18 protein-coding genes and 1 pseudogene are annotated in these 18,658 nt (G+C 55.5%); 14 read left to right on the plus strand and 5 right to left on the minus strand.

Annotation, left to right across the window (positions count from 1 at the left end; translation table 11 throughout):
• Positions 1-19: 19 nt before the first annotated feature.
• From IE093_RS21125 to IE093_RS21180, 12 genes are all read left to right on the plus strand, one after another.
• Positions 20-1,144: a glycosyltransferase family 4 protein gene (locus IE093_RS21125; RefSeq protein ID WP_189472723.1), complete on the plus strand. Its 1,125-nt coding sequence runs from the start codon at positions 20-22 to the stop codon at positions 1,142-1,144.
• Complete coding sequence (gene wecB, locus IE093_RS21130; RefSeq protein WP_189472725.1) at positions 1,141-2,208, plus strand: non-hydrolyzing UDP-N-acetylglucosamine 2-epimerase; 1,068 nt, start codon at positions 1,141-1,143, stop codon at positions 2,206-2,208. The genes IE093_RS21125 and wecB overlap by 4 nt, the downstream gene beginning before the upstream one ends.
• Positions 2,209-2,212: 4 nt before the next feature.
• A complete protein-coding gene (locus tag IE093_RS21135) occupies positions 2,213-3,454 on the plus strand; it encodes a glycosyltransferase family 4 protein (RefSeq protein WP_189472726.1) in 1,242 nt (413 codons plus the stop codon).
• Positions 3,444-4,313 (plus strand): sulfotransferase family protein, encoded by an 870-nt coding sequence (locus tag IE093_RS21140; RefSeq protein WP_189472728.1) that lies wholly within the window; start codon positions 3,444-3,446, stop codon positions 4,311-4,313. The genes IE093_RS21135 and IE093_RS21140 overlap by 11 nt, the downstream gene beginning before the upstream one ends.
• Positions 4,297-4,920, plus strand: coding sequence for a sugar transferase (locus IE093_RS21145; protein WP_189472730.1), 624 nt, complete (start codon positions 4,297-4,299; stop codon positions 4,918-4,920). The genes IE093_RS21140 and IE093_RS21145 overlap by 17 nt, the downstream gene beginning before the upstream one ends.
• Before the next feature lie 128 nt (positions 4,921-5,048).
• Positions 5,049-6,227 (plus strand): DegT/DnrJ/EryC1/StrS family aminotransferase, encoded by a 1,179-nt coding sequence (locus IE093_RS21150; RefSeq protein WP_189472732.1) that lies wholly within the window; start codon positions 5,049-5,051, stop codon positions 6,225-6,227.
• A gap of 12 nt (positions 6,228-6,239) precedes the next feature.
• The gene (locus IE093_RS21155) at positions 6,240-8,210 is read left to right on the plus strand and encodes a polysaccharide biosynthesis protein (protein ID WP_189472734.1); all 1,971 of its coding nucleotides are present in this window, start codon (positions 6,240-6,242) and stop codon (positions 8,208-8,210) included.
• 193 nt (positions 8,211-8,403) lie between these two features.
• A complete protein-coding gene (locus IE093_RS21160) occupies positions 8,404-9,762 on the plus strand; it encodes an O-antigen ligase family protein (protein ID WP_229803854.1) in 1,359 nt (452 codons plus the stop codon).
• Between the two features lie 20 nt (positions 9,763-9,782).
• The gene (locus IE093_RS21165; protein ID WP_229803856.1) at positions 9,783-10,949 is read left to right on the plus strand and encodes a glycosyltransferase; all 1,167 of its coding nucleotides are present in this window, start codon (positions 9,783-9,785) and stop codon (positions 10,947-10,949) included.
• A 597-nt stretch (positions 10,950-11,546) separates the two neighbouring features.
• The gene (locus IE093_RS21170; RefSeq protein ID WP_189472737.1) at positions 11,547-11,867 is read left to right on the plus strand and encodes a type II toxin-antitoxin system MqsR family toxin; all 321 of its coding nucleotides are present in this window, start codon (positions 11,547-11,549) and stop codon (positions 11,865-11,867) included.
• Between the two features lie 14 nt (positions 11,868-11,881).
• Positions 11,882-12,448 (plus strand): type II toxin-antitoxin system MqsA family antitoxin, encoded by a 567-nt coding sequence (locus IE093_RS21175; protein ID WP_189472739.1) that lies wholly within the window; start codon positions 11,882-11,884, stop codon positions 12,446-12,448.
• Entirely contained in the window at positions 12,441-12,908 is a 468-nt protein-coding gene (locus IE093_RS21180; protein WP_189472741.1) for a hypothetical protein, read from the plus strand. Before IE093_RS21175 ends, IE093_RS21180 begins: the two co-directional genes overlap by 8 nt.
• A 223-nt stretch (positions 12,909-13,131) precedes the next feature.
• Here IE093_RS21180 and IE093_RS21185 read toward each other — a convergent pair.
• Positions 13,132-13,272: pseudogene (locus tag IE093_RS21185) on the minus strand (IS1380 family transposase); the annotation flags it as partial.
• A gap of 360 nt (positions 13,273-13,632) precedes the next feature.
• Between IE093_RS21185 and IE093_RS21190 the strand changes: the two are divergent.
• Together IE093_RS21190 and IE093_RS21195 are read left to right on the plus strand one after the other, a co-directional pair.
• Positions 13,633-14,583 (plus strand): hypothetical protein, encoded by a 951-nt coding sequence (locus tag IE093_RS21190; RefSeq protein WP_189472743.1) that lies wholly within the window; start codon positions 13,633-13,635, stop codon positions 14,581-14,583.
• Between the two features lie 72 nt (positions 14,584-14,655).
• Positions 14,656-15,444, plus strand: a complete 789-nt coding sequence (locus IE093_RS21195; protein WP_189472745.1) for a sulfotransferase family 2 domain-containing protein — start codon at positions 14,656-14,658, stop codon at positions 15,442-15,444.
• A gap of 42 nt (positions 15,445-15,486) precedes the next feature.
• Here the strand turns inward: IE093_RS21195 and IE093_RS21200 are convergent, their stop codons facing one another.
• From IE093_RS21200 to IE093_RS21215, 4 genes are all read right to left on the minus strand, one after another.
• Complete coding sequence (locus IE093_RS21200; protein WP_189472747.1) at positions 15,487-16,188, minus strand: lipopolysaccharide kinase InaA family protein; 702 nt, start codon at positions 16,186-16,188, stop codon at positions 15,487-15,489.
• Between the two features lie 14 nt (positions 16,189-16,202).
• A complete protein-coding gene (locus IE093_RS21205; protein WP_189472750.1) occupies positions 16,203-17,267 on the minus strand; it encodes a glycosyltransferase in 1,065 nt (354 codons plus the stop codon).
• Between the two features lie 545 nt (positions 17,268-17,812).
• Complete coding sequence (locus tag IE093_RS21210; protein ID WP_189472752.1) at positions 17,813-18,115, minus strand: addiction module antidote protein; 303 nt, start codon at positions 18,113-18,115, stop codon at positions 17,813-17,815.
• On the minus strand, positions 18,112-18,444 hold the full coding sequence (locus IE093_RS21215; RefSeq protein WP_189472754.1) for a type II toxin-antitoxin system RelE/ParE family toxin: 333 nt from the start codon (positions 18,442-18,444) through the stop codon (positions 18,112-18,114). Before IE093_RS21215 ends, IE093_RS21210 begins: the two co-directional genes overlap by 4 nt.
• Positions 18,445-18,658: the final 214 nt, after the last annotated feature.

Genomic DNA, 18,658 nt, shown 5'->3' on the forward strand with positions numbered 1-18,658 from the left:
TAGCACTGAAGGTAAATTGATGTCTGTCATTCACTTCACTACTGTCCATTCACGAAATGACATCCGGATTCGAGTAAAGCAAGCTGCCTCTCTTGCACACTACTTCGATGAACCGGTGTATCTCTACGTTCAGGATGGCCAAGGTAATGCCTTGGATTCATCTGCCAACGTACATGTTATCGACACAGGAGTTCCTTCTGGTGGGCGTATTTCCCGCATGACAAAAGGGGTATGGCGAATATATCGAGCGGTACGGCGTGCCAAGCCAGACGTGGCACATTTCCACGACCCGGAACTTATCCCCGCTGGCCTATTGCTTAAGCTTTCCGGTGTCAAAGTGATCTACGACGTACATGAGGACTTGCCACGCCAGATTCTCGGCAAACACTGGATTTCTCCTTGGTTGCGCCGGCCGGTGTCTTGGGCTATTCAAACAATTGAATGGGTTGCATCGCGTGCCTTTGACGGTATCGTCACGGCAACACCAACCATCAGTCGGCGGTTTCCCGCCCACAAGACTGTGACTGTTCAGAACTTCCCTATTCTTGCCGAGTTGGTAGCATCGGAGCCTGTCGAGTACACAGCACGGCCCACACATGTTGCTTATGTGGGGGGAATTACTGCTATGCGCGGGGCAAAGGAGATGGTGCAAGCACTTGAGTATTTTGCTCCTGAGCAAGCAGTGCGCTTACAGTTGGCAGGTAGCTTTACACCTCGGCAGTTAGAGTTGGAGGTTAAGCAGATCACGGGGTGGGAGCGTGTTATTGCCCACGGTTGGGCGGAACGCAATACAGTGTCGGTACTGTTGAGTCAGGTTCGAGCGGGATTAGTGCTGTTTCATCCAGCTCCGAATCATGTAGATGCCCAGCCCAACAAGATGTTCGAGTATATGGCTGCCGGATTACCGGTCATTGCTTCAGACTTTCCGTTATGGCGCAGGATTGTTGAGGGTGCAGGCTGTGGACTGTTGGTTGATCCATTGGATCCGAAGGTAATTGCTGAGGCCATCGATTGGCTGCTGGCTAACCCAGAAGAGGCAGAGGCCATGGGCCGTCGTGGTCGTCAAGCGGTAGAAGAAATATACAACTGGGAACGTGAGAGCAAAACTTTGATCGGTTTTTACAAGGATACTCTAAACGTATGACACGATTACTAACTATCATTGGCGCACGCCCACAATTCATCAAGGCCAGTGTTGTTTCCAAAGCAATTCAGGAAATGGAAGGCATCGAAGAAATACTGCTGCATACCGGCCAGCATTTCGATGCCAATATGTCGAAGGTATTCTTTGAACAGCTCGGTATCCCCAAACCCAATGTGCAACTGGATATCCATGGTGGTCCACATGGTGTAATGACTGGTCGGATGTTGGCGGAGATAGAAGAGGTAATTCAGGCGGAGAAACCGGATCGGGTCATGGTCTATGGCGATACCAACTCTACCTTGGCGGGTGCGTTGGCAGCAGCCAAGCTGCATGTTCCAGTGGCACACGTTGAAGCAGGCTTGCGTAGCTTCAATATGCGTATGCCTGAAGAGATCAATCGTATTCTTACTGACCAGATCAGTGATCTGTTGTTCTGCCCAACGGAGACTGCAATAAGCAATCTGCAGCGTGAGGGTTTCACACATAAGCCTATGCGGATACTCCAGGTTGGCGACGTTATGCAAGATGCAGCTTTATTCTTTGCTGAGCGTACCGCAACACCGGTTGGACTAGATTTTTCGGAAAATTTTATTCTCACCACGTTGCATCGGGCCGAAAATACTGATGACCTACAGCGGTTGACGTCGATTGTTAATGCATTGAACCATGTGCATCAGCATGTGGCACCGATTGTGTTGCCGCTTCATCCCCGCACTCGGGGAGCGATTGAGAAGGCTGGGCTTTCCCTAGACGTCACTGTGATTGACCCTGTAGGTTATTTCGAAATGATCTGGTTGCTTAACCACTGTGGTTTGGTACTTACTGATAGCGGTGGCGTGCAGAAAGAAGCCTTTTTCTTCGGCAAGGCTTGCGTCACACTTCGCGATCAAACTGAGTGGGTAGAGTTAATTAATGTTGGTGCAAACGAATTAGTGGGAGCGGAGCAGGAGCGAATTGTACAAGCAGCAGAGAGACACTTTGGTCGTGATGTGAAGGATAGCCATCAACTCTACGGTGGCGGCAAGGCTGCAGAACGTATTGTTCAGACTCTGGTAGACGCATAATTCGATGAAGACTGATAAGAAAACGATTTGGCTGATCAACCAGTATGCCTCGACGCCTCAGACGGGCATGGGGGGGCGCCATTATTATTTGGCGAGAGAAATGGCAAAGCAAGGCCATGATGTTTATTTGATATCCGGATCGTTCGGTCATAAATTTAGGGATAAATCAAATCAAAAAAGACTCATTACCAAGGAGGATGTCGAAGGATTTACCCATGTCAAAATCAAAGTTTTAACGTACCCGGATTCATTTAGCAAAAAAAGGGTCATTAATTGGTTTATTTTTTCTTTTGTTTTGGGTTTTTTTGTTTCGGGGAAGCTAGCGCGACCTGATGCAATAGTGTATTCCTCTCCCGCCTTGGTTGGGTATCTTGGTGCCAGAAGGGTGGCAAGAAAGCTTAATGTTCCTCTGATATTTGAAGTTCGTGATATCTGGCCCATGACTTTAGTTCAGCTTGGTGGATTTTCAGTGAAACACCCATTTATTCGTTTTTTGCAATGGGTGGAAGATAAGGCCTATCGTGAGTCAGATCATGTCGTATCCAATCTAAAGAATGCCGTTGAGCATATGAAATCTCGTGGGATGAGTCCGAAGAAATATACTTGGATACCAAATGGATTTTGCAAAGATGAAGTTTCTAACCCTCAGCCACTATCCGATCATGTCTTACAGCAATTACCAAACGAAAAATTCATTATTGGTTATGCTGGTGCGATTGGGGTGGCCAATGCTCTAGACATCTTGATTGATGCTGCTGAAATATTAAAAGAGAAACAAGATGTTGCTTTTGTGCTGGTTGGGGACGGAAAAGAAAAAACTAATCTTAAAGCTCTCGTCGAACAAAAGGGGTTGAAAAATGTTTTCTTCGTTGACCCCATCCCCAAGGCGCAAATCCAGTCAATGTTAAAAACCTTTGATGTGTGTTATATCGGGTTGACGGGGGATCCATTATTCAAGCTTGGCGTTTCGCCTAACAAGCTTTTTGACTATATGGCCTCCTCCCGACCTATTATATATGCAATAGACTCTGGTGCTTACACCCCAATTAGTGATGCTGGTTGCGGTATAACCGTCCCGCCGGGGGATTCGCGGAAGGTTGCGGAAGCTGTTGTAAGCTTAAAATCCATGCCTAAAGACGCTCTTAATGATATGGGTGTTAATGCGTTAGATTTTTCTATGGCTAAGCACGAGTATTCACAGCTGGCTAATCGTATGACCGAACTGGTGGTCGCTCATGAGTCATAATGCATACTCACCGGTATTAATCATCGGTGCCCCCCGTTCGGGCACCAATATGCTGCGAGATGTGCTGTGTGAGTTGGAAGGTGTCGCGACCTGGCCCTGTGATGAGATCAATTACATCTGGCGCCATGGCAATGTCCGCTATCCGTCCGACGAGATCCCCTCCGAGAGGGCGACGCCTGCTATACAGGCTTATGTGAAAAAACAGTTCGTTTGGGTGGCCAAGCGCTATCAGGCAAGTACGGTAGTGGAAAAGACCTGCGCCAACAGTCTGCGGGTCCCCTTTGTGGATCGGGCTGTTCCCGATGCCAAATATATCTACATCTGTCGCGACGGCATCGACACCACCGGCTCGGCCAAGTTGCGCTGGACGGCCAAGTTGGACATTCCCTATCTCTTCGAGAAGGTACGCTTCGTGCCACTGGCCGATCTGCCCTATTACGGTACCCGCTATCTGTGGAGCCGGGTATATCGGCTGTTTTCCCGCGAGAAGCGCTTGGCATTCTGGGGGCCGGCGTTGGATGGGATGGATGACATCCTTGAACGTCACTCCCTGAACGAAGTGTGCGCACTTCAGTGGCAGCGCTGTGTGGAGAATGCCGAAGCGGCGTTTGCCGAGATGCCGGATGACAAGGTGATCCGCATTCGTTATGAAGACTTCGTACGCCAGCCCAAGCAGGAATTGACGAAAGTGTTGGACTTCATCGGCGTGCGTGCCAGCGACGACCAGGTAGCAAACGCCGTAGCCGGCGTATCGAGTAAAAGCATTGGCAAGGGACGCGCTTCGTTGAGTGATGACGAAGTGGCTCGGCTGGATGCGCTGGTGGGGGAGACGCTGGAGCGTTATGGCTATCGCGGTTGAGTCGCATGGCCTGAGTGGGGCTCAGGCCATGCAGAAACGTGCTTTCGATTTCGTTCTTGCCGCTGTGGGCTTGTTGCTGAGCTGGTGGTTGATCCTGCTGGCCTGGCTGGCGGCCAGCGTGGATACCCGCGGCAATGGCTTCTTCACCCAGCCACGGGTGGGGAAGGGTGGTAAGGTGTTTACCGTGGTCAAGATCAAGACCATGCGGCCGAGTCGCGAGCTGACGACCACTGTGACCCAGTCGGGTGACCCGCGCATCACGCCGCTGGGGCGTTTTTTTCGCAAGACAAAGATCGATGAGCTGCCCCAGTTATGGAATGTTCTGCTCGGGGATATGAGCTTCGTGGGGCCGCGCCCGGATGTGCCTGGCTTCGCGGATACGCTGGAAGGCGATGAGCGCTTGCTGTTGAGTATTCGCCCCGGTATCACTGGCCCGGCAACGCTCAAGTATCGCAATGAAGAAGAGATCCTGGCGGCGCAGGATGACCCGGAAGCCTATAACCGTGATGTGATCTGGCCTGACAAGGTCAGGATCAATCTCGACTATATCCGTCATTGGCGAATGGCCGATGATCTGAAGTACATCTGGCAGACGGTGGTGGGATAATAGCTACGGGCTACGGGCTACGGGCTACGGGCTACGGGCTACGGGCTACGGGCTACGGGCTACGGGCTACGGGCTACGGGCTACGGATTGCGCCTATTTTTCTTGATGTTTCTTATATTGGTGGTGAGATGCTAAACGGACCCTTTTCTCCCTGGCCTTCGTTTACCCAGGAAGAGGCCGATGCGGTCTCGCGGGTGTTACTTTCCAACCGGGTCAATTACTGGACCGGCCAGGAAGGTCGGGAATTCGAGCGTGAGTTCACGCGCTTCGCCGGTACCGAATATGCCATTGCCGTGGCCAATGGCACCACGGCGTTGGACTTGGCACTGAAGGGGCTGGGTATCGGCGAGGGGGACGAGGTGATCGTCACCTCGCGTACCTTCCTGGCCTCGGTATCCGCCATCGTCACCGCCGGGGCGGTGCCGGTGTTCGCCGATGTGGATCGTGATTCCCAGAATATCTCCGCCACCACCGTGGCACCGAAAATCACGCCGCGCACCAAGGCGATCATCGCCGTGCACCTGGCCGGTTGGCCCTGTGAGATGGATGGCCTGATGGCGCTGGCCGACGACCATGGCCTGAAGGTGATCGAAGATTGCGCCCAGGCACATGGCGCAAGGTACAAGGGCATGAGTGTCGGCGCCATTGGTCATGTGGGGTGCTGGTCATTCTGCCAGGACAAGATCATGTCCACCGGCGGCGAAGGGGGCATGGTCACCACCCAGGACCGTGATCTGTGGAAGTGCATGTGGGCCTACAAGGATCATGGCAAGAGCTGGGACGCCGTCTACGAACGCGAGCACCCGCCGGGCTTTCGCTGGGTGCACGAATCTTTCGGAACCAACTGGCGGTTGACCGAAATGCAATCGGCGATCGGCCGCATTCAGCTTTCTCGCATGCCGGAATGGAAAGCCGCCCGCCAGTCCAATGCCGGGCGGATTTGGGAGACGGCAGCATCGTGTCCCGGGCTGCGGGTACCCATCATCCCTGACCATATCGAACATGCCGGCTATAAGTGTTATGTGTTCGTCGAACCCGAGTCACTGGCGAGCGGTTGGGACCGCGACCGCATCATGCACGAAATCGTGGCCCATGGCGTGCCGTGTTTCTCGGGTTCGTGTTCCGAGGTTTATCGTGAGAAGGCATTCGATAATACCGAGTGGCGGCCAGAGCAGCCGCTGCCAGTGGCACGGGAGCTGGGGGAAACCAGTTTGATGTTCCTGGTTCACCCTACCTTGACGCCGGCCGAGATCGACAAGACATGCCAGGTGCTCGAGCAGGTGATGGCCAGGGCAGTGCAACCTTGACAGGATGTCGTGATGAATCGAACTGCAAAGTGGCATAGCGGCATGGCGGCGCTCAGCCGCACCAAGAAGCGTATCATCATGGTGGCAGCCGACCTGGTCGCGCTGCCGATGGCCTTGTGGTCGGCCTATGCGCTGCGTTTCGCCGACTGGTGGCCGGAGCGTTTCATCGATCCCTACTGGTGGCTGTTTCTGGTCACTCCTGTGGTTGGGGTGTTCGTCTTCGCCCGCCTGGGGTTGTATCGCGCCGTGGTGCGCTTCATGGGGCCACAGGCGCTGTGGGCGGTGGTCAAGGGCGTGGTGTTGCTGGCGCTGCTGATGTGGGCGGCGGCGTTCTTCTACCGGTTTCAGGACTTTCCGCGTTCGGTGCCGGTCAATTTCGCGCTGGTAGCGCTGGTTTACGTAGGCGGCACGCGGTTGTTGGTGCGCACCTATTATCAATGGCTGCTGCGCCACTATACCAACAAGGAGGCCGTGGCCATTTACGGGGCCGGCGGCGCCGGGGCGCAATTGGCCATGGCGCTTTCCAGCGGCCGGGAATTTTTTATCGCGGCGTTCCTGGATGACGACAAGGCGCTATGGGGCAGCACCATCAAGGGCGTCAAGGTGTTTAACCCGGCCGAGTTCACACCGGTGATCCAGCAGTTGAATATCACCCGGGTGCTGCTGGCCATGCCCTCGGCGACCAAGAAGCAGCGCAAGCATGCGCTGGATCAGTTGGCCGACGCGCCGGTGCACGTGCAGACGGTACCGTCGATGCCGGAGATCGTCTCCGGGGAAGCCAGCGTCGATCAGTTGCGCGAGGTCGAGCTGGAAGACCTGCTGGGGCGCGACCCGGTTCCCCCGCGAGAGGAACTATTGGAAGCCAGTATTCGCGGCAAGGTGGTAATGGTGACCGGCGCAGGGGGCTCGATCGGTAGCGAACTGTGCCGGCAAATCATGCGTGGCAACCCCAAGGCGCTGGTGCTGTTCGAAATGAGCGAATACAGCCTGTATGCCATCGATCAGGAACTGGAGGCCCTGAAGGCGGACATGGGGGAGACCTTCGCCGTTTACCCGCTGTTGGGTAGTGTGTGTCATCGCGAACGAGTCGAGGCGGTGATCTCCCATTATGGGGTGCAGACCATCTATCACGCGGCGGCCTACAAGCACGTGCCCATTGTCGAGAACAATGTGTTGGAAGGCGTGCGCAATAACGTGCTGGGTACGCGGGTAGTGGCGGAAAGTGCCGCCAAGCTGGGCGTGGAGCGCTGCGTGCTGGTGTCGACCGACAAGGCGGTGCGGCCGACCAATGTGATGGGTGCCAGCAAGCGAATGGCGGAGCTGGTGTTGCAGGACCTGGCACGCAGTTCGACCAGGACCGTGTTCTCGATGGTGCGTTTTGGCAATGTGCTCGGCTCTTCCGGTTCGGTGGTGCCGCTGTTCCGCCGCCAGATCGAAGAGGGCGGGCCGGTCACCGTTACCCACCCGGATATCACCCGCTACTTCATGACCATTCCCGAGGCGGCGTTGCTGGTGATTCAGGCCGGTTCCATGGCCGAAGGCGGCGATGTGTTCGTGCTCGACATGGGCGATTCGGTGAAGATCGTCGATCTGGCGTGGCGCATGATCAAGCTTTCCGGCCTGGATGTGAAGGACGAGCACAACCCCGAAGGCGATATCGAGATCGTCTTCACCGGCCTGCGCCCGGGGGAAAAGCTCTACGAGGAACTGTTGATCGGCGACAATGTGGTGGGCACATCGCACCCCAAGATCATGCGCGCCGAGGAAGAGGTATTGAGTTCGAGTACCCTGAGCCGCTTGTTGGGTGAGCTGGAAGAGGCCGAACGGCAACTCGACTGCCACAAGGTTTGCGAGATCTTGAAGCAAGCCGTGCATGGCTTCCAGCACAGCTCGCCGGTGGTGGATCTGCTGCTCCCGATGGGGGCTGGGACCAAACCTTTGGAGCCACGCGTGGCTGCCAAGGCTGACAAGCCCTTGCACTGAAGATTCTGGTAACATGGCCGATAGCACACGGGCGCCCTAGTGGCGCCCGTGGCGTTTATGAGCGGCGCCCGTGGCGTTTGTAAGCGGTGCCCGTGTCGTTGTAAGCGGCGCCCATGGCGTTTGTGAGTGTTGCTGATCGTTACACTGCACGGGCTTTCGGGTAGAGTATGGGCCGCTTTCGCTGGCGTATGGCATGACGGTGATGAATCTGAACGTATTTTGGGACTCCCCCACGCAATGGCGTTGCCCGGTTGGCGTGTGGTTCGTGGGTGTGGGGGCGGTGTGGCTCTACGCCACCTTCCACATTCTCTGGCCCGAACTGGCCGAGCATGGTGAACTGGTGGCGGCGTTACTGGGGCTGGTGATGGTGCTGGCTTATGGCAAGGGAGTGAGAGGATCCGCTGCCTTGTGGTTGCTGTTGGCGGCGGTGGTGGTACAGATACTCTCTTGGACGTTGGGGTATTACCACCATCCAGAATGGGTCACCAGTAATCCCCAGTTGGATCGACTGGGTAAATTGTTCATTTTCATCGGTGTTGCCTGGTGGCTGGGGGGCAGTACCCGAAACACGTTGTGGCTGTGGGGGCTTGGGCTGTTCGGACTCCTGGCCGCGACCTTCGTGCAGGGGGGCGGCCTTGATGAGTGGATCAGAGGCTTGCAAGGCCGGCGCGTCGACTTCGACATTCGAAATGCCCAGCATACGGCCATGTTCTTCGGTGTGGGCTCGCTGGGGCTGGTGGCACTAGGTAAACGCTGCTGCTATCCAGGGCGATTGGTGATCTGGCGGTTTGCCTTGTGGCTGTTGGCTCTCACGGTGTGCCTGGCGGGGGTAGTGGTCACCCAGACACGGGCGGTAGGTGCGGCGTTTGGCGCTGCCCTAGTGGTGATGGGGGCTGCATGGTGGCTATGGCACGTGGCTTCTCATGGGCTGTCGTCGCTGTTCAAGCCAGTGTCGCTGGTAGTATCCGCCTTGGCAGTGGTGGTCGCCTTGGGTATGGGCACCTGGTTCTATGATGCCACCAGTAAGCGGATAGCTGCGGAAAGCCAAACGATCGCCCATATCCTCCAAGGCGAGTTCGATGAGATGCCGTACAGCACCGGTCTTGGCTTGCGGCTGCATACCTGGCGGGCGGCGGCCGAGTGGATCGCGGAGCGGCCCCTGGTGGGCTGGGGCGAAAAGGGTCGAGGTCTGGTGATCGATCATACCGACTGGTTGCCGGATGATGTGAAAGAGCGATTTGGGCATTTGCACAACATCTTTCTGGAAATTTGGGTGGCGTATGGTCTGCTGGGCCTAGCCGTGATGGGCGCGCTGGCGTTCTGGGTTGCGCGTGGTGTATGGCTTTCCTGGCATGGCGGTGTATTGCCGGGTGATCTGGCATTGTTTGCGACCGGCTTTTTTGTCTATTGGCTGATCGTGAATCAGTTCGAGGCATATTCCTCCTTCTCGACAGGTGTTTATGTCCATAACTTGATCCTGGGCGGGCTGGTAACGCATTACTGGCAGTGGAAATCGATGGAGAAAAAGGGCGTGACGCGCTCCGGTTCTTGATTGGCGACGGGAAGGTTCGATTGCGTACTCTGGTGGTGGTCAGAAGCTTGAAGATGGGGGGAATGGAGCGTGTCGCCGTTAACCTTGCGGACGCCTTTGCAGAAGCCGGCCATGAAAGCCATCTGCTGACATTTCGCCAGGCCGGGACGCCATTGACGCCGGAACACTCCGAGGTTCGGTTGCATACTTTCCCCTTGCATTGGGTGCAGCGCCTGACCCTGGTGGGCGCCGTGATCGAGGCGCTGGCACGTTGGATTCTCAACCCGTTGATACGGCGTTCGTATTTCGTGTGGACGGGATACCTGTGTGGGTACCTGTTCAAGGCTTGGCTATGGTGGTTCGAACGTCGTCATGGTCGGGTTGACCGTATCATCTTCCGCGGGGTCGGCACGTTCGAGCAGGTGTGGGGCTTCCGTGATGAGCGTGCCCGTCATGTGCTGGAAAATATCGTGTACCGGGGGCGGCAAGACTGGAAGGGTAAGCTTTTTGCCCGTTGTCTGTACCAGGGCAAGCATTTGGTTGCGGTGTCGCGGGGTGTGGCGGAAAACCTCGAGGAAGCGCAGCGTGCGCTTGGCTTTACGCCTGCCTCGCTTTCCGTGATCGTCAACCCTTGTCCGCTGGAGTCGATACGTCGCCTGATGCAGGAAACCAATCCCGAAATACCCGATGCACCCTATATCGTCAATGTGGCACGCTTGGTGCCCGCCAAGGATCAAGCGCTGTTACTGCGTGCCTACGCCATTGCCGCACCTGAAGAACTCCTGGTGCTGGTCGGTGACGGCCAGGAGCGCAAGCGGCTCGAGGCGCTGGCGGAGGAACTGGGCATCCGTGACAAGGTAATCTTCGCTGGCCAGCAGGCCAACCCCTACCCTTGGATGCGCCAGGCACGACTGTTTGTGCTCAGTTCGCGTTTCGAGGGCATGGGCATCGTACTGTTCGAGGCACTGGCCTGCGGAACTCCGGTGTTGTCCGTTGACTGTCCTGGCGGTATACGCGAGATTCTCAAGGGGCCGTTGGAAAGTGCCCTTGTGCCTCATGATGCCGAGTCGCTGGCGGAGGGTATTCGGGCTGGCCTGCAGCGTGGAAAGCCGCCCATCGATGATGCCTGGCTAGCGGATTTTCTCCCACAGAAGGTCGTTGAGCGTTTTCTCGAGGAAGCCGGCAGTCGTCCGCCAAGCCAGGCGTGATTGGGTTGTTGGCCTTGTTGGCGCTATACCATAATCCCGATGAAGTGTTTGCTTTCTTGTTGGCTGCGAGTGCCTTTGGAGCCCGCATGAGCCTATTGAGGCTGAACCGTCTTGGCCATATTGCGAGCTGGCAGGGGATCAAGGATCAGGCTGAATGAAAGATATGAAGAAACAGAAGATACCGTTGCCTGTACCCATGGGCTCGCCTGGCGCTTCTGCCTTCGCGCCTCTTTACGATTCGCGTATGCGCTGGCCAATCCGCCGTGCTCGATTGCAGGTAGTGGTACGCGAAACTTTCCAGGCAAAGGTCGGGATTCTGATCTTACCCAGTAACCCGGTGTCCACGATTACTGGGTAAGATCGGTGAGCCCAGTCCGGTTGTGCATGTCATGCTCGAGAAGAAGCGCGAAGCAGACGAGGTGGTGGCGCGCAATGGGATCTGTGCGGAGAATGAGTAGCTACCGTATGAGGGCTCGGGAAGCGCAGCCGGCCTCCTACCGATAGAGTGGCTACGCCCTGTAGTAGGATGCCGCTGGCGCATAGCCGGGTTGCGCGTTACACTCAAGGAGCTAACCATGATGGTTAGGAGAGGTGGTGGTGCCGATCTATGACCTGAACGATGTACATGCGGCGGCAAGGCAGCTACGAATTGAATATCGGGGACGTAAGGTCATGCGCGATGTGGCGAACTTGGGGTACGAACTTGAGGATGTCGCTGATTGTCTGTCGAAGCTGAGTGAGGCGGAGTTTAGCAAGAGCCATTTTCGGCAAGCCGCTCCCGACGATGATGAGTACATTTGTCGCTATCCGCGGCCGGATAGTCATGATGGAGAGACGGATCGGTTATACGTGAAATTTTGCTTGATCGATAACTACCTGGTCGTGGATCTTGGATCTTTCCATCTGACGCAGTATTGAAAAGAGGTGGCATCATGGGACATTGCAAACTGTGCGGTTCCCAAGATATACGGCAATATACCGAAGTTGAGCCGGTGAGATATAAAGAGACCGTGCTTCAAGTGCCGATGGACTATTCGGTTTGTGCCGAATGTGGGAGGGAGTTTGTCGCCACGGAGCAGATTCGACGTAATGATGCTGCTGCCCGCGACGCAAAGCGTACTCACGATGGCCTATTGACCGGTAGTGAAATTGTTCGTCTGCGCAGTGGGCTAAAGCTCAATCAGGAAATGGCGGCTCTACTATTTGGCGGGGGGAGAAATGCCTTTTCCAAATATGAAAGGGGTGAAGTTACCCAAAGCGCCTCGATGGATAGGTTGCTCCGTTTGTGCTATCGGCACCCGGAACTGGTCGATGATTTGAAAGCGTTGAGTCACCGCTCTCCTGCTTTTCGGATGCGTGTTATCGGGCAACAGGTGGAAGGTGAACGAGCCAATGCCGATACTTGGGAGACGCATTCATATGATGCAGTAGTGGCAAACCGTGATTTTCCACGCTACCGAATCAAGACGTTGGCTGTAGAAGAGTTGCATTATGGATAAGCAACTGATTGCCGAGGCGGCGGAAAAGGTGGAAATTGTTGATATCTATCTCTATAGCTCTGCCGTGAACCGCCATGATGAAATTCATCAGGATAATATCCCTGAAGGAATGGTGCAGCAGGATAAGCTAGCCGTTACCGTCGATTTACTGGAGCCAGTTGAGCCCGAGGAAGAGAATGCTGATAGCTTGCTGAGGGCTCGTATCGACTATGGGGTCAGGTTTGTGCTTCTTCCTGAATCGGGCAGCGAAAGTTCGGTACATGTGCTGGCGGAGTTGACGGCTTGTTTTGCGGCGACTTACCGTTATCGGGATGGCCTTTCCGAAGCGGCAATCAGTGAATTCATGCGATATAATGCCGTACACAATACCTGGCCGTTCTGGCGTGAGCACGCATTGCGGATGTCCGCAGAAGCACGCTTGCCGCGTCCCACCATCCCCTTGATGAAACCGGTTGATTGACCCCCCCTAATTCACTATGGCCCTCAGAGGACCGCTTCGCGGGCGACTCCATCCTTGCCGGCCGGCGACTCGGCTCATTGTGACAGGGCACTGACGGTGATGACGACGTTTTGTTCTTACGGTGCCGGTTCTTTATGGCCAAAGGTTCGGTTTTGTTGTCTCCGGCTCACGGGCTACCCTAGGCCTCTGGCCGATCCAGAGTGAGAGAGAACTGGGTTGGCCGCTACGACAAGGAACCCAATCTGGGTAGCCCGCGCAGCAGCGTTGGCCACCAGTTGTCGGCGGCGGCACCCAGGTGCACCGTCACCCGTCGGGCATGCACGGTGAGCGTGGCGGCCACTTTCAAGACCTGCTCACACAGCCGCACCTCAAAGCGGACAGTCTTAATCGGTGTTGACATCGAGGGCTTCACGGAGCAGCAAAGCGCCGGTATCGCTGGTCGTGGCATGGCCGCTCAGTTGGACGCTGACAGACCCATTGCAGGAGGGAGTCCAGGGGGATACGCTTTCACCCATAGCGGATGGCCTCTGGGAATCGTGTTATTGCCGGAACTGACTGATTTCCTTAGAGATTACCATCCGTTATCTTCGTTTTCAGCGCTCCCTCATGAATATCCCGGGCTAAGGAGCCCTGAACACCGCAAGTGCTGCACTTATTACTTGAATTCAGGATTGAACCGTCTTGGCCATATTGCGAGCCGGCAGGGGATCAAGGATCAGGTTGAATGAAGGATATGAAGAAACAGAAGATACCGTTGCCTGTACCCATCGGCTCGGCTGGCGCTTCTCCCTTCGCGTCTCTTTACGATTCGCGTATGCGCTGGCCAATCCGCCGTGCTCGATTGCAGGTAGTGGTACGCGAAGCTTTCCAGGCAAAGGTCGGGCTTCCATTGGAAGAGGCCCTGATGACACTCTGGGAGCAGGGCCTGCCCGGAGGTAGGGCCGTCGAGCGTCAGGGACTACCGCGACGCGTGGTTGAGCGACGCTTGGGTGATGCCCTGATCGTACATGTCGATCCGCGCAAACTTATCCGTAGTACCGACTGGCGAGGTTTTCCTTATCGGCAGCGACCGTCGTCGTCAGCCTTCATCTGGGATGGTGACTGGGATCAGTGGCGAGGCGACCTGCGATATGGTTCGCGCTACCGCTTTATCAGTGACATCGACGACCATCGCGACGATCTGAGACGCACAGAGCGCTTTCGTAGTCTCTACCAGTGGCTTGAGGTTGGTCGTCCATGGTCATCGCATCATCAGGGAGTATTGCTTGACTCTGAAGAGCGGATACTGGCCTATCTACGGGTTTACTTGAGCTTTCTCGACGACATGACGGAACGCGGTTTCGATACCACACAAGGCAAGGACGATCTTGGGGTGGCCATCACCCGTGAGGGGCGCATGCTCAAGATCAATCGTGGCCTGCATCGTCTGGCCATGGCCCAGCGTATCGGCCTCCCTTCTGTGCCGGTGCGCGTGAAGGCGGTGCACCGGCAGTGGTGGCAGCGGGTTTCCGAGGGGGAGAGTGGAGAGGCGGCACTGGAACGTATCAAGATGGCTCTGGTGCATTGCAGCCCTGAAGGCGAGCCTGGTGCGCGGGATCCTGCGACTACCCCTGAAGACTTTGATTGGCCGGTTCCACGGTTGCCAACGAGCCTTTCCAGAGAGGAAGAAGAGTAGACATCTGGGTGCCACATAGCCCGATGATTGATGTGGCCGTTCTTCGTCATAGCACCATGAGAGTTACTATTCATGATTATTAGTCATAAATACCGATTTATATTTATTCACTGCCGTAAAGTGGCGGGAAGTTCTATAAAGACATCCCTATGGCCTTATCTTGGTGATAATGACATAGTGATCGGCAGTCTTGATGAAGTGCTTCGGCATGGTTACGGGTTGAATTCTGCTGCCAAGCGTGCACTTTTGCATCCCCGTGGATGGAATATATTACGAAAGGCCTCGATTGAACACTTGAGAAATGGAAAATCACAAAAGTATCAAAATCTTGTCAACACTAAAGTGAAGGCGAGATACAAGAAGATGTTGTTCCGAAATCCTGTACATCCTCCTGCCGAGAGAGTTAAGCAAGCATTCCCGTATGAGTGGGATAACTATTTCAAGTTCTGCTTTGTACGAAATTCCTATGATCAGGCTCTGTCAGAATATTCCCACCAGATGAAGAATTCCGGAAGAGATGTATCGTTCAGGTATTTCCTAGAGGCTTTGAGTGGTAAGGTCGAGGATCGGGGTATAGTGCCTAGCGGTTTGATAACAAACTGGAGTCTCTATGCAATTGATGATCGCCCTGTAGCAGACTTTATTGGGCATTACGAAAATTTGAACAACGATTTTGCAGGCATTTGCAAAAAACTAGATATCCCTTTTGATGGCCCGCTTCGTGAAGAAAAGGTGGGGCGTAATGGGAGAAAAAAAGATCTGTCTCATTGGTATGATGCAGAGTCTGTCTCTATAGTCAAGAGTATATATGAAAAGGAGGTCGAGTATTTTAATGTTGTCGATCCACTAGCAAGTAAATGATTTTTTAAATTTCTTGTCTATGTGATCTTCAACAATCTCTGATCAATTCCATTTTTTTGCTATCAGCATTTCAGTGCTTTGTCGGTAGGTTTCTCCGCGAAGCTTGTTGGCAGTGAGTGTTTTTACAATTGCCGGCAACTGGTCTGATTTTTTCCGTGGCAGCGGGCGGACATGCGCGTCGATCCATACGATCTCATCGCTGCTGGTGACCAGCAGGTTGTTGTAGTGCAGGTCGCGATGCACGAAACCCGCTTGTGCCAGTTGGATGACCTCACCCGCGAACCGTTCCAGGAAACGATGCTTGCCGGCTTCGTCCAGTGCTTCGAAATATTCGCCCCCTGGCTGTGCCTTGGGCAGATATTCCATCAATAGCAGCGAAGCATTGCGGTTGCCGGGGTTCAGGGACAGGCCCCAACCGTGGCATGTCGGCGTCCGCAAGCCGGCATTGCGCAAGATGCGCAGGCTAAGAAACTCCTTGCGGGCGTCGGTTTGCAGCAGCCAACGCTTTTCCAGATAGTCGCGGGTGAACCACTGCAGCGGATGCTGGCGCTTGCTGAATTTATCGGGCACTACCTTGGCTAGTACCGTTTGGTCGTCCGACACATAGAAGCGGCTGCTGGCGTGCCGCTCGAATTCCTCAGTGGTGGTGGTGCTGGCCAGGCACAGTCGGTCGGGCAGGTGCCAGGGATGAAACACCAGATAGCGGCGGCGCGCGTCGTTGAAAGGGATATCCAGTAGCTTCACTTAGTGCTTCCTTGCTACAGCGCTTCGAACTGTGGAATGACGTTTTCCGCCAGGAATTGCTCATAATGCCTGGCCTCAATCTCGACGGGAGCCTGGTCCATGCGTTTTATCGCATCGGCCAGGCTCTTTTCGTTTTCGGGCTCGGCCAGGAAATCGGCAAGCTCTTGGGTGAGGATTTCTCTTGGCCCACTGGGGCAATCGACGCTGACCACCGGGGTATGCAGCATCAGCGCCTCGATCAACACACGAGGCAGGCCTTCGGCATCCGAGGTCAGAATCAGCGCCTTGGCGCCTTGAATGTAAGGATAGGGGTTGGTGCGGTAGCCAAGCAGGGTCACTTGGTCTTGCAGGCCGAGTTCGTCGATCATCGAGCGGATCCGGGCTTCCTGGGCGCCCTTACCCAACAGGAGGAGCGGTGTGGTGACGCCGCTGGCCTTGTAGGCGCGCAACAGGCGGTCATGGCGCTTGACCGAGGTGAAGGCGCCGACATGGATGAAGTATTCGCCTTGTGGGATGTCGTCGACGTCTTGTTTGGCCAGCTCCGCGAAGGGGGCGCGCTCGTAAGGGTTGTAGATGGCGCGAATCTCGGCGGGTTTCAGGCCAACGACATCCAGCAGGCTCCTTTCCACACCACGTGATACGGCGACCACCTTGCGGTGGTTGTATTGCCGGCGTTGCCTGGCAAAGACCTTGTCTCTCTTCGGCGAATTGCGAAAGCGTGCTGAAATGTCGCTCTTGATCCAGAAGTAGAGATTGGGATGCTTCAGGTGCCGGGTGATCTTGTCACACGAGCAGGAGAGCACGACATCCGGCTGAAACCGTTCGAGCGCTTTGGCAATGCGGCTGGCTTGCCACTTCTCTACCATCACGCTGTTCAGTGCCTTGGTGGTTTTGGTGATCACCGCCAGGTTGACGACTTCCAGCCCCTCGGGGATGTGTTGCTCGATACGGTCGCGCAGGATGAAGACCTTGACGTCATTGCCGTGCTGGCGAAGCCCATCGGCTGTGTATAGAAGCGATTTCTCTGCACCGCCGCCATAAAGATCCGATATCACGAAGGCGAAACGCTTGCTGCTCATAGGGGACCTTGGTTGATCCTTGTGAAGAAGCATGTGGGAAGGGAAACCAATAGTTCCCGATTGCCAAGCATGGCAGTGTACTGGATTTGGGCTGTTGGGCGAAATCCGACTCTGTTTGGCTGTTGGCGGGCCAAGCCGGCCTGGCGGCCGGGTCGCGCAGCAAGCTGCGCTCCCACGGGGGTTGTGGCAATGGCTGGAGTGGTGGGAGCGCAATTCATTGCGCGATGCATCTGGCAGGGGCTCGAGAGTGCCGGCCTGGCGGCCGGATCGCGCAGCAAGCTGCGCTCCTACGGGGATGCATAGCCTTATGGGGTGGTGGGAGCGCAATTCATTGCGCGATGCATCTGGCAGGGGCTCGAGAGTGCCGGCCTGGCGGCCGGATCGCGCAGAAAATCTGCGCTCCCACGGGAGTTGTGACAAGGGCTGGAGTGGTGGGAGCGCAATTCATTGCGCGATTGTTGTGTCACCTAAGCTGCCACGGCGGCTTATATGGACCCGGGGCGCGATGGCCTTATGGAGTTCCCACCAAGCAGGGCCAATCCTGGTCAGGATGCGTGAGTTAAGTCATGAAAATGGATGCCAGTTGCCTTGATGACAGCGGTCATGGTTTTCAGGGTTGGGTTGCCCTTGGGTGATAAAGCGCGATAAAGGCTTTCTCGTGAAAGCTTGGCGCGTTCGGCTACTGCTGCCATGCCGCCTTGCGCCTCGACTACGTGACGCAGAGCCATCAGAAAGGCCGCTTCTCCTCCTTCTTCATCCAGTTCATCGAAGGCGGTTCGGAGGTAATCTGTGGCCATGGAAGGGTCACTGCGCAACATCTCGATGACTGCGTCGTCGTGTTGTCTCATGTCTTGGTTCTCCTCCGATGGTCTGCCAGAAACGATTTGGCTTGCGCAATGTCGCTTTGTTGACGTTTCTTCGTTCCACCGATCAGCAGCATAACCAGGCGTTTACCTACTTGTGCGTAATACAGACGGTAGCCAGGTCCATAATCGATTCGCAGCTCTAGCACACCATCTCCCACAGCCTTGGAATCGCCAGCATTACCTGCTGCCAGGCGGTTGAGGCGAGTCAATACTCGCATCGCTGCTTGACGGTCTCGGTGTTTGATTGAGTCTAACCAAGCCTGGAATGGGTCATAGCCGTCGGCTGTCAGGTAGTGAGTGAGCTCTATCATGAGAGCCACTGTAGCCTATAAGCTACTTTTGGGAAAGACTTGCTTCTTGAGGGCGCAGGGAAGTGAACCTATATTGCCTTGGTCCCAAGCCGGCCTGGCGGCCGGATCGCGCAGAAAATCTGCGCTCCCACCGGTTTAGGCATGATGCGGTGCTGTTGTGGGAGCGAAGCTCTGCTTCGCGATGAAGGGGCCACCACGCCCGAATCCAAGCACG

The sequence above is a fragment of the Litchfieldella qijiaojingensis genome (assembly GCF_014651875.1).
Classification (GTDB): domain Bacteria; phylum Pseudomonadota; class Gammaproteobacteria; order Pseudomonadales; family Halomonadaceae; genus Litchfieldella; species Litchfieldella qijiaojingensis.